Genomic DNA, 11539 nt, shown 5'->3' on the forward strand with positions numbered 1-11539 from the left:
GATGATTATATTTCCTGTTGTCAATTAAAATCGATATTTTAAGATTGGACAGCAGAATACGGAGGAAATCATGCCTGCATGGAATGACTACAAGCAGCGGGCGCGGGAGCGCGGGGCCCTTGCGTTTGAGCTTTTCATCGTTCGTTCGATCCCTGCGAAAGCGCCCGAGGAGGTCGCCGCGATTCTCCCGGAGCACCTCGCCTACCAGGCCAGACAGGAGGCCGCGGGGACCCTCGTGCTCGCCGGGCCGGTCTCCGATCCCACGGGCGACATGCTCGAAGGCGAAGGGCTGATCATATATCGCGCCGAGTCGCTGGAGGCGGCACGGGCGCTGGCCGAGGCGGATCCGATGCATGCCTCCGGAGCCCGCAGCTTCGACCTGCGGCGCTGGCTGGTAAACGAAGGCAACCTGACGCTCACGGTCGGACTGTCCGGTCAGCGTGTCAGCCTGAGCTAACCCGGTCATGCGCCCGCCCCGGCCCCGTTCGGCCTCGCGTTCCCTGTCCCCAGTTCCGGGAGTTTCACCATGACACTTCTCGCAGATCTCCTTTCCACGGTCTTCGAACGCCGCTATCGCGAGCTGGTGCCGAGCCGACGCGACGGGCGCAGCCCCGACCAGCTGGCGCGCGCGCTCGTCGGAGCGACAGGCGAGATCTCCGGCCGCGCCCTCGCGTCCGAGATCCTCGCCCGGTTCCGCGCCATGTCGGACGACGAAAAGCGCAGCTTTTTCCGTCACATCGCGACCGACATGAACATCGATTCCGAGGCCGTTCGCAGCACGCTCGACGCCTATGAGCACGCTCCCTCCCGGGACAGCTACCGCGCCTTCATCGCCGCCTCGGAGCCGCGGCGGCAGGAGTTGATCCGGCGCCTGAACCAGGTGCCGGGCGCCACCGCCGAACTGGTGCGGATGCGCGCGGACCTGCTGCGTCTCGGGCGTGGCGAGCCGGAGCTGGAGGCGCTCGACCTCGACTTCAGGCATCTCTTCTCGTCCTGGTTCAACCGCGGGTTCCTCGTGCTGCGCCCGATCAGCTGGAAGAGCCCGGCGGACATTCTCGAAAAGATCATTGCCTACGAGGCCGTGCACGCCATCGACAGCTGGGCCGACCTGCGCCGACGGCTGGAGCCCAGCGACCGGCGCTGCTTTGCCTTCTTCCACCCGGCCATGCCGGACGATCCGCTGATCTTCGTCCAGGTGGCGCTCACCCAGGGCATTCCCGGCTCGGTGCAGGCGCTGCTGGCCGAAGACCGCACACCGCTGGCCGCCGAGGCCGCCGACACGGCGACCTTCTACTCGATCTCGAATTGCCAGGCGGGGTTGGCCAGCATCAGCTTCGGCAATTCGCTGATCAAGCAGGTCGCGCGCGACCTTGCCGCCGAACTGGGCGGGCTCAAGACCTTCGTGACCCTCTCGCCGATTCCCGGCCTGACCGCCTGGCTGGAGCGCGAGGGGCGCGACTGGAACGGCGCCGATGCGGCCCGGATGCGCAGCATCGCCGCCGATTACCTGCTCAACGCCAAGCGGGCGGACGGCCAGCCGGTCGACCCGGTGGCGCGCTTCCACCTTGGCAACGGCGCCATCGTGCATGATGTTCACGCAAATGCCGACACGTCCGAAAAGGGACTCGCGCAATCCGGCGGCACCATGGTCAACTATCTCTACAAGCTGCCGCAGATCGCGCAGAACCACGAAAAATACGCCACGACACAGGAGGTCATCGCAGCCCCTGCCGTCGTCTCCCTCGCCAACGCGCTGTCCCGATCGAGGGCTTGAGAAAGGTACCCCAATGGCAAACCCGCTCTACGACGAGTTCTTCGGCACCCATGCCGGCAAGTCCGCGCCCTTCCTGCACCTGCCCTCCGGCGACACGCTGAGCTACCAGGCCTTCCTCGACATGGCGGCCCGGATTGCCAACGCGCTGGTGGAGATCGGCCTCGCTCCCGGGGACCGGGTGGCCGCGCAGGTCCGCAAGACCCCCGAGGCGCTGGCGCTCTATGCCGCCTGCACCCGGGCCGGGATGGTCTTTCTGCCACTCAACACCGCCTACACGGTGGACGAGCTGTCCTATTTCGTCGAGGACAGCGGCGCCCGGCTGCTCGTCTGCGATCCGGAGAGCCGCGAGGGGCTTGCCCCCCTTGCGGAACGGCTCGGGACAGCGCTGGAGACGCTCGACGGCGATGGCAACGGCAGCCTGTCGGACCGCGCGCGCAGCCAGCCTGCGGAGTTCGAGACCGTGCCGCGCGACGGCGAGGATCTGGCGGCCTTTCTCTACACCTCCGGCACCACCGGACGCTCCAAGGGAGCGATGCTGACACAGAACAACCTGCTGTCGAACGCCCGCACCCTCGTCCGTGAATGGCGTTTCACCTCCGATGACGTGCTGATCCACGCGCTGCCGATCTTTCACACCCATGGGCTCTTTGTCGCCACCAACGTGACGCTGGCGGCCGGGGGCAGCATGATCTTCCTGCCGGGCTTCGACCGCGACCGCATCTTCGAGATGATGCCGAAGGCGACCGCGCTGATGGGGGTGCCGACGTTCTACACCCGGCTGCTGGACGATCCGCGGCTGAACCGGGAACTCGCCGCCCACATGCGCCTGTTCGTCTCGGGCTCGGCGCCGCTGCTGGCGGAGACGCATGTCCAGTTCGAGGCGCGCACCGGCCACCGCATTCTCGAACGCTACGGAATGACCGAGACCAACATGAACACCTCGAACCCCTACGAGGGAGAGCGCCGCGCCGGCACGGTCGGCTTCCCGCTGCCCGGGGTCGAGCTGCTGATCACCGACCCCGCCAGCGGCGAGCCCCTGCCCACCGGCGAGGTCGGCCAGATCGAGGTGCGGGGTCCGAACGTGTTCAAGGGTTATTGGCAGATGCCGGAGAAGACCGCCGCCGAACTGCGCGCCAACGGCTTCTTCATCACCGGCGATCTCGGCAAGGTCGACGCCGACGGCTACGTCCATATCGTCGGACGCAACAAGGACCTGATCATTTCCGGCGGGTACAACATCTACCCCAAGGAGATCGAACTGGTGCTGGACGAGCAGCCGGGCGTGCTGGAAAGCGCGGTGATCGGCGTGCCGCATCCCGATTTCGGCGAAACGGTCTTGGGGCTGGTGGTTCCGGAGCGCGGGGCGGAGCCGGATCTCGACACGATCATGGAGAGCGTGCGCGGCGCGCTGGCCCGGTTCAAACATCCCCGCCGGCTTCTCGTGATCGACGAATTGCCGCGAAACACGATGGGCAAGGTCCAGAAGAACATGCTCAGGGATCAATACCGGGACATGTTCACTCACGCCTGAGCGCGGGCCTTGGTGGGCCCTTTTCTTGTCAGTGGCTTGCAGTCATTTCTTAACCTGACACATCAAGCAGATGGCGCGCTGAGAGGCGCGCCGTCGAACTGGCGCAGCACCGCACCGCCCGCTTCCAGCCCGGTGCGGACCGCGCGGCCAAGGGCGACGGCGCTCGGCGTGTCGCCATGCAGGCAGACGGTGTCGATCCTGGCGGGGATGCGCTTGCCGCTCTCGGCGATGATCGCACCCTCCCGCAGCATCTCCAGCACCCGTGCGCAGGCCGTCTCGGGATCGTGGATCACTGCGCCCGGCTGTCGCCGGTCGACGAGGGTCGCATCGTCGTTATAGGCGCGGTCGGCAAAGATCTCGCAGGCGGTGTTGCAGCCCAGCTCCTCCGCCGCGACCTGTTGCGCGGTCCCCGCCAACACCATGACGATGATCGAGGGATCGACGGAGAGCGCGGCGCTGTAGCAGGCGTGCGCCAGAGCCTTGTCCTCGGAGGACATGTTGGAGAGCGCGCCGTGCAGCTTGATGTGCCGCACCTGCCCGCCCGCCGCGCGAGCCATCGCCTGCGCCGCGCCGAGCTGGTAGCGGACGAGGTTGCCGAGGCTGTCGCCCGGGATGTCCATGCGTCGGCGGCCGAAGCCCTGCAGGTCGGGGAACCCGGGATGCGCGCCGATCCCGACGTTGCCAGCGACGGCGCCCGCCATCGTCTTCGCCATCGTGTCCCAGTCGCCGGCGTGCAGACCGCAGGCGATGTTGGCCGAGGTCACGATGTCGAGCAGCGCCACGTCGTCGCCCATCGGCCAGGGGCCGAAGCCCTCGCCCATGTCCGCATTGAGATCGATCCTGAGGCTCATGGCTCCTCCCTTTCCAAGTCGTCGCCCGCGGTCACCCCGCTGATGAGTTGATAGGCGAGCAAGTCGCGGATGTCTTCCACCCGCCGGATCAACGGGCTGAGGCCGCCGCGCAGGCCCGCCCTCCGCTCGGCCTCGGCCCGCTCGATCGCCATCGCCTCCTGCCGCGTCACGAACACGAACCGCAGCGCCGTGCCGGCGCTGGCCTGCGCCACGCGCGGCAGGTCCGCCGGCAGCACCGTGCCGATCCGGGGATAGCCTCCCGTGGTCTGGCATTCGGCGAGCAGTACAAAGGGCGTGCCGTCGCCGGTGATCTGCACGTCGCCGGGCACGATCACCTCCGACAGCACGCTCAGGCCGGTCTCGTCGTGAAACCCCGCGCCATCGGAGAGCAGCCGCACGCCCATCCGGTTGCCGCGGGTGTCGCGGTGGAACTCCGTCGCCTGGAACCGTTTCAGTTCCGCTTCGGGAAAGCGTTCCGTCTGGAGGCTCGGCACGAGGCGCACCGTCCCGCCCTCGAACCGCGCTTGCGGATCCAGCCGATAGCCGACCTGACTACGCACATCCGGGCCGACCGGAAGCTCGCTTCCGGCATGCACCGGGCCGAAGATGCCCGCCGCCAGGTGGGCGGACCGGGAGCCGAGGCTTTCCGGCGACGCGATCCCGCCGCCGAGGTGCAGATAGCCGAAGCTGCCGCGCTCTGCCCCGCCGATGGCAAGCCTCGCGCCTTGCGGCAGCAGGTGACTCGCGTTCCAGGCAAGGCGCACCCCGTCGAGCTGCGCCCGCATCGGCGCACCGGTCAGCGCGATACGCATGTCCTCGGTCGCCTCGAACTCGCCGCCCATGCCCGCCATCTCCAGCGCCGCAAGCCCCTCGGGCTGGCCCAGCAGCGCCGCGCCCTCGGCGAGCGCCAGCCGGTCCGCAGCGCCACCACGGGAGACGCCGGCGACGAGGTATCCCGGCCGGCCAAGATCCTGCACGGTCAGGTTCGGCCCGCCACGGTGGATGATCAGCGCCCGGATCACGGCAATGCCTCCGCCGTTGCGCCGCCGTCCGGCCCCTCGGCGCGGACCTTCTCCAGCACCTCGGGCGCGACCGCGTCGAACAGCACCTCGTCGCCGGGCCGCAGCACGAAGGGCGTGTCGCTCTCGGGACGGAAGGCGCGAAAGGCCGTCTGGCCGATGTGGCGCCAACCGGTCGGGGTCGAGACAGAAAACAGAACGAGCTGCCGGATCGCGACCGTCAGCGCGCCGATCGGCACCTTGTCGGTCAGCGCGGTCTGGCGCGGGATGTTCCAGGCCTCGTCCAGCTCGCCGAGATAGGGCTGTCCGGGCGCGAAGCCGATGGTCTGCACCCGCACCCGGGTTTCGGAGACCGACCGGATCGCCGCCTCGGGCGTCATCCCGGCCGCGGCGGCGGCCTCTTCGAGTTGCGGCGCCAGCGCGGTGCCGAAAACGGTCGGGATCCGCCAGAGCCTGCGGCCGTGCGGCAGCGGGCGGGCGTACCAGTCGTCCGACGCCAGCAGCGCCTCGACCCCGCGCTGCAACACCGCGCTGTCGCCGTGGAGCAGGTCGAACCGCAGGTAGGTCGACACCAGCGAGGTCGAGGTTTCCTCGATCCCCGGCGGGCCTTCCCGGTCGAGCGCATCGCGAAAGGCGAGCGCCGCGCGGTTGGCGGGCTCGCTCAGCCGGTCGCCGAAGCTGACCAGCAGCCCATCGACCCCGACGGGTCGGACCCGCGGAAAGCGCGGCTCAGCTTCTGAAACGGTATCGTCCTGCATCATTCTTCTGTCGATTGCGTGAGGGCGAAGGCCGGCTCACTCCAGCGCATTGGGCAGGAAGAGCGCGATGTCCGGCACCACGATCAGCGCCGCCGCCATAGCCAGCATGGCGAGAATGTACGGGATGGTTCCCAGCATGACCTCGCTCATCGTCCCGCTCTTGCGCGCGCCCTGCACGACGTAAAGGTTCAGCCCCACCGGCGGGGTGATCAGAGCCATCTCGATCAGCACGATCATCAGGATGCCGAACCAGATCGGATCGTAGCCCATCTCGACCACGATCGGCACGATGATCGGGATCGTCACCACCATCAGCGACAGCGTCTCGATGAAGAAGCCGAGCACGATGTAGATGCAGACGATCACCAGGATCGTCATCAGGGGCGACAGGCCGAGCCCGCCGATGAAGGCCTGAAGCTCGCGGCCGATCCCGGCGGAGGCCAGGGTGAAGTTCAGAAAGGAGGCGCCGATCACGACCAGCATGATCATCGAGGTGATCTTCACCGTCCCGAGGATGCTCTGGGAGAACATCTGCAGGCTCACGCCGCCAAAGATCGCGGCGATGACAATGGCGCCCGCCACGCCGACGGCGGCAGCCTCGGTCGGGGTCGCCCAGCCGTTGTAGATCGAGCCGATGATGACCGTGAAAAGAAGGATGATCGGGATCAGCTCGGCCAGCGCGCGCAGCATCTCCGCGAACGGGAAGAACCGCCGCTCGCCGCCCAGGCCGGGCCGGATGGCGCAGATGATCATGGTGATGACGACAAAGGCCAGCGCCAGCCCGATCCCGGGCAGAAGCCCTGCGAGGAACAGCCGCGGAATCGAGGTCTGGGTCAGGAATCCGTAGACGATCAGGTTGATCGAGGGCGGGATCATGATGCCAAGCGTGCCGCCGGCGGCGATGGCGCCGGAAAAGAGCTTGGGGTCGTAGCCCAGCTTTTCGGCCTGCGGCATGGCCACGGTGGCGACGGTCGCGGCGGTGGCGACCGAGGAGCCGGAGGTGGCCGAGAACATCGTCGCGGTGGCGATATTGGCATGGACCAGCCCGCCCGGAAGCCAGCTCACCCAGCGGTCGAGCGCGGCATAGGTCCGCGTGGCGATGCCGCTCCGGACGAGGATCTCGCCCAGCAGGACGAAGAACGGAATGGCGATCAGGGTGGCGTTGTTGGAGGTCGACCAGACGAGGTTGCCCAGGCCCTTCATCAGCGGGAACGGGCTGAAGAAGGTGTCGATGCCGAACCCGAGCAGGAACAGCACGATCCCCACCGGGATCGACAGGCTCAGGAGCGCCAGAAGGCCGAAAGTCAGGTAGCCGATCATTTGAGCGCATCCACTTCGCCGAAGGTGCCGATGGCGTGTTCGGAGCGTTCGAACTCGCCGCGGGAGACCAGCCAGGCCGCCGCCAGGAAGGTGAGCCAGGTGCTCAGCGCGAACCAGACCCAGCCGGCGAACCACGGCGCCTGCACCAGCGCCAGGGGTGTTTCCAGCGGCGTGTTGGCACGCGAACTGTTTGCCAGGGACCGCTCCAGAACCGGCCAGGAACGGACCGCGATGAGCGAGATCACCCCGGCCATCGAGGCCATCGCCAGCAGGTCGAAGAGAGCGCGGCCGCGTGCCCGGACGCGGCTGCGCAGGATGTCGATGCGGACATGGCCCAGTTCCATCAGCGCGTAGCCCATGCCCCATGAGGTCGCGATCGCCATGACGTAGCCGCTGATCTCGTCGGTGCCGCCGAGCGATGAGCCCAGCTGGCGCAGAACGATGTCGGTCAGCACGAACGCCACGCAGGCCAGCAGAAGGACCCCGACAAGCAGTGCCACCCAGCGGTTCGCCGTGCGAAGCCGCACCAGTATTGCCTCGGCCATCGGGGTCCCCTGTCTGTCAGATCACTTGGCCATGACGGTCACGCCGACCGTCGCGCCCACGGAGTCGTTCCAGCGCGCCGCCCAGTCATCGCCGGCGCGGCTCGCCCAGTCGGGAAGGACCTCGTCCACCAGAACGGCGCGGGCCTTCTCGAAATCGGCCTCGGAGACCTCGACCAGCGTCATCGAACGGGCGTCGCCCGCGGCGCAGTCGCCGTTGCCGGTCAGGCAGGCGATGTCGCTGACGAGGGCGTTCTGGGCGCTGGCCCAGGCCGGATCCTCGAACTCGGCCTTGATCGTGTCGGCGATCAGCGCCTGGGTGTCGGCGTCGAGCCCGTTCCACTTGTCGAGGTTGACCGCGGTCACCACGCTGTCCCAGCCACCGAGCGGGATCGGCAGCAGGTGGGTGGAGACCTCCCACCAGCCGGCGCTGTAGCCGGAGCCGGCGCCGGTCACGGCGCAGTCCACCACGCCCTTCTGCAGCGCGCCGGGCACTTCGGAGAAGGCGACGTTCACGCCCTCGGCGCCGAGCGCCTCGAGGAACTTGGCGGTCATCCGGCCGGAGGCGCGGACCTTGAGGCCCTGCAGGTCGTCGAGGCTGGAGACCTCGGCATTACAGAACACCACCTGCGGCGGATAGGGCGCGATGGCCAGAACGTGGCTGTTGAAGCGGGCGTTGTAGATGTCCTCGACCATCGGGCGGGCGGCGTCGACCATGGCGCGCGCCTCGTCGGCGGTCAGCGCGAGCAGCGGCACGTCGAGCCCTTCCAGTTCCGGTGCGTCGGCCACGGCGTAATCGGCCACGGTCATCGCCACGTCGTAGACGCCGTCGCCCAGCAGGCGGAACACGTCGCCGACGCCGAGGTTCATCTGGTCATGGGTGGTCAGCGCGACCTCGAGGTTGCCGTTCGAGGCAGCGGGCAGGGTCTCGCTCCAGAACGGCGCCTCGTATTGCTTGTGCAACGGCAGGCCGGACCAGCTGCCGACGACCGAAAGGGTCTCGGCTGCGGCGGGCGCGGCCAGCGCCGTCGTCATTCCGAGGATGGTGAGGATACGTGTCATGCGGGTTCTCCTTGTTGGTTCTTTATGTCGTTGTTGTTGGCGGAGGCGCAGATGGGCACCTCCGCGTCTTCGGGTATGTCGGTGACGAGCATATGCCCCGGCTTGTGGGTGATGCAGAGCGGCACCCGTGCGGCCTCGATCGCCACCTGCGGGGTCACGCCGCAGGCCCAGAATACCGGCACCTGACCTTCGGGCACCGGCACCGGGTCGCCCCAATCGGGCTTCGTCACATCGGCGATGCCGATCGCGGCCGGATCGCCGGCATGAACCGGCGCGCCATGGGCCAGCGGGAAGCGGCGCGAGATCGCGGTGGCGGTCTCCACCATGCCGGGCTCGACAAAGCGCAGGCTCACCACCATCTTGCCGGAGAACGGCCCGGCGGGGACGGTGTCGATGCTGGAGCGGAACATCGGGACAGTGGTGTCGTTCTCGATGTGCCAGAGCGGAACGCCGGCCTGCATCAGCGCATCCTCGAAGGTGAAGGAGCACCCCAAGGCAAAGGCCACCATGTCCTCCGTCCAGAGGTCGGAGATGTCGGCGGCGCTGCCCGCGAGCTTGCCGTCGCGATAGATGTTGTAGGCAGGCACGTCGGTTCGGATGTCGATCTCCGCGCCCAGCGTCGTCATCATCGGATTGCCGGTGTCCGACACGCCCACCAGCGGGCACGGCTTGGGGTTGCGCTGGCAGAAGCGCATGAAATCGAGCGCGTGGCTTTCCGGCAGGATCGCGATGTTGGTCTGCAGGTACCCCGCCCCGAGCCCGGCGGTGTGGGAGCGATAGCGGCCGGCGCGGATCTCCGCGCGCAGCGTGGCAAGATCGCTCTTCCTCAACCGTTGATATGCGTCGGTCATCTCGGCCCCCAGTTATCAGGTTAGCGTGAACAGTGGGCTCGATAAAATCAAATCGGAAAATTTTCTAAGCAGCGATCACGTATTGTTATCGCCCGCGAAGCGTTCCGCGACCTCCCGTGCGATCTGCGCCGCGGTTTCGTGCAGGTGGCTGTTCGGAGCGCCGATATAGGAGGCAGAGAAGACCAGCGGCGGCGGAACCCAGCCCGGATCGAACTCCCGCACCGTTCCGGCCCGCACATGCGGGTCGCCGAGCGCCTTGGGCAACGCCGCGACTCCGAGATTCGCCTCGACCAGCCGGAAGCAGGCGGAGAGCGAGGAGGACGGGAAGATCGAGACCCCCGGCCCCACCCGCTCCAGCAGCATCTTGCGCAGCTCTCGGTAGGGCCGGCTGTTGCGCGGATAGGTCAGGACCGGCGCGCGCAGGTAGTCCGCCACGTCGGCATGGTGCGGCGCATCGGCCGAGACGTACCAGCGCAGCTCGAACCCGGGCAGCGCGATATTGTCCACGGTGTATTCCGAGACCGGCCCGAGCAGTACCGCGAGGTCGATCAGCCCGTCGAGCAGCGCCGCCCGCAGGTTGGTCGAGACGTCGACGTTCACCTCGATCTCGAGCCGCGGGTAACGTTCGTGGAGCCGTGCGATGAAATCCGGCAGCCAGCATTGCACGATGGTCTCGGCCACGCCGATCCGCAGCCGGCCGTCCAGCCCGTCCGGCGGAATCACGTCGCGCTCGACCATGTCGGTCAGGTGCTCGAACTGCACCGCGTAGGATTGCAGAAGCTCCCCGCGCTTGGTCAGCCGCATGCCGCCCGACGTGCGCTCGAAAAGCTCCGCGCCGAGGCTCTCCTCCAGCGCCTTGATCCGGGCGGTGACCGCCGGCTGGGTCAGGTTCAGCCCGTCCGCCGCGCGGCGCACGCCGCCGAGCCGGACGACCGAGAGAAAGGTTTCGAGGTGCTGCAGGTTGATTCTCGCCATGGGTGCAGAATGCCAAGCCGCGCGCCCCTTGCCGACCGGAAACCTGTGGAGAACTCCGCCGGGCCGTCACGCGCGCCATTGCACATCCCGCACGTCCGCATCACCTTGGGCGCGCCTCCGCCAGGCCGTGGGCGGCCACGAACCAACCAGGAAGGAACGCGCCATGCTGCAATTCGAGACCGAGGACGGAACACTCGGCGTCGAGCTTACGAAACTCACCGTCGCGGGCTGGACCGGGCGCGATCTGGCGGCAGTGCAGCACCATGTCGAGGAACTGGCCGCGATCGGCGTGCCGCGCCCCTCGACCACGCCGCTGTTCTACCGGGTATCGCCGGCGCTCGCGACACAGGCGCCCGAGATCGCCGTGCTCGGCGATGAGACCTCGGGCGAGGTCGAGCCGCTCCTGGTCCGCAGCGGCGGCGTGCTCTGGATCGGCCTGGCCTCGGACCATACCGACCGGGGACTGGAGGCGCATTCGGTCGCCCATTCGAAACAGATCTGCGCCAAGCCGGTCTCCGGCAAGCTCTGGCGCTACGACCACGTGGCCGACCGGCTGGACTCGCTGCAGCTCCGCTGCTGGATCGAGGAGGATGGCGCGCGCAAAGCCTATCAGGACGGAACGCTCGCCAATATCCTGCCGCTCGCGACGCTGCTCGAGAAAGCCCCGCTCGCCGATGGCGAGGCGATGGTCTGTGGCACCCTGGCGGCGATCGGCGGTGTCCGGCCGGCGGCGCGCTACGAGATGGAACTGGCGGATTCCGAGCTGGGGACGTTGGGGCTGAGCTACGCGGTCAAGACCTTGCCGGTCGTGAGCTGACGCCGGGCGCGGGCGCGCTGTCTGCCGCGCGCCCGTAGT

General features: G+C 67.9%; 12 protein-coding genes. 4 read left to right on the top strand and 8 right to left on the bottom strand.

The genetic code is table 11. The features are described from left to right. Positions 1-70 precede the first annotated feature (70 nt). The 3 genes from CHB86_RS16160 (at position 71) to CHB86_RS16170 (ending at position 3305) form a co-directional block, all read left to right on the top strand. On the top strand, positions 71-457 hold the full coding sequence (locus CHB86_RS16160; protein ID WP_089234113.1) for a YciI family protein: 387 nt from the start codon (positions 71-73) through the stop codon (positions 455-457). A gap of 69 nt (positions 458-526) precedes the next feature. Beyond that, a complete protein-coding gene (locus CHB86_RS16165; protein WP_089234114.1) occupies positions 527-1774 on the top strand; it encodes a malonyl-CoA decarboxylase in 1248 nt (415 codons plus the stop codon). 13 nt (positions 1775-1787) lie between these two features. Continuing rightward, positions 1788-3305, top strand: a complete 1518-nt coding sequence (locus CHB86_RS16170; protein ID WP_089234115.1) for a malonate--CoA ligase — start codon at positions 1788-1790, stop codon at positions 3303-3305. A gap of 62 nt (positions 3306-3367) precedes the next feature. Here the strand turns inward: CHB86_RS16170 and CHB86_RS16175 are convergent, their stop codons facing one another. The 8 genes from CHB86_RS16175 to CHB86_RS16210 form a co-directional block, all read right to left on the bottom strand. Then, on the bottom strand, positions 3368-4156 hold the full coding sequence (locus CHB86_RS16175) for a LamB/YcsF family protein (RefSeq protein WP_089234116.1): 789 nt from the start codon (positions 4154-4156) through the stop codon (positions 3368-3370). Further along, positions 4153-5178 (bottom strand): 5-oxoprolinase subunit C family protein, encoded by a 1026-nt coding sequence (locus CHB86_RS16180; RefSeq protein WP_089234117.1) that lies wholly within the window; start codon positions 5176-5178, stop codon positions 4153-4155. Before CHB86_RS16180 ends, CHB86_RS16175 begins: the two co-directional genes overlap by 4 nt. Next, positions 5175-5936: a 5-oxoprolinase subunit B family protein gene (locus CHB86_RS16185; RefSeq protein WP_245838019.1), complete on the bottom strand. Its 762-nt coding sequence runs from the start codon at positions 5934-5936 to the stop codon at positions 5175-5177. Before CHB86_RS16185 ends, CHB86_RS16180 begins: the two co-directional genes overlap by 4 nt. 33 nt (positions 5937-5969) lie before the next feature. After that, positions 5970-7253 carry a TRAP transporter large permease gene (locus tag CHB86_RS16190; protein WP_089234118.1) on the bottom strand — a complete coding sequence of 428 codons (1284 nt, stop codon included), beginning with the start codon at positions 7251-7253 and terminating at the stop codon, positions 5970-5972. Next, positions 7250-7798, bottom strand: a complete 549-nt coding sequence (locus CHB86_RS16195) for a TRAP transporter small permease subunit (RefSeq protein WP_089234119.1) — start codon at positions 7796-7798, stop codon at positions 7250-7252. Before CHB86_RS16195 ends, CHB86_RS16190 begins: the two co-directional genes overlap by 4 nt. 21 nt (positions 7799-7819) lie before the next feature. After that, entirely contained in the window at positions 7820-8857 is a 1038-nt protein-coding gene (locus CHB86_RS16200) for a TRAP transporter substrate-binding protein (protein ID WP_089234120.1), read from the bottom strand. Next, a complete protein-coding gene (locus tag CHB86_RS16205) occupies positions 8854-9708 on the bottom strand; it encodes a putative hydro-lyase (RefSeq protein ID WP_089234121.1) in 855 nt (284 codons plus the stop codon). Before CHB86_RS16205 ends, CHB86_RS16200 begins: the two co-directional genes overlap by 4 nt. 75 nt (positions 9709-9783) lie before the next feature. Beyond that, positions 9784-10683, bottom strand: a complete 900-nt coding sequence (locus tag CHB86_RS16210; RefSeq protein WP_089234122.1) for a LysR family transcriptional regulator — start codon at positions 10681-10683, stop codon at positions 9784-9786. Positions 10684-10846: 163 nt separating this feature from the next. Between CHB86_RS16210 and CHB86_RS16215 the strand changes: the two genes are divergently transcribed. Further along, on the top strand, positions 10847-11500 hold the full coding sequence (locus CHB86_RS16215) for a DUF2848 domain-containing protein (RefSeq protein ID WP_089234123.1): 654 nt from the start codon (positions 10847-10849) through the stop codon (positions 11498-11500). Positions 11501-11539 lie beyond the last annotated feature (39 nt).

Source organism: Tropicimonas sediminicola (assembly GCF_900188335.1).
GTDB classification, from domain to species: domain Bacteria; phylum Pseudomonadota; class Alphaproteobacteria; order Rhodobacterales; family Rhodobacteraceae; genus Tropicimonas; species Tropicimonas sediminicola.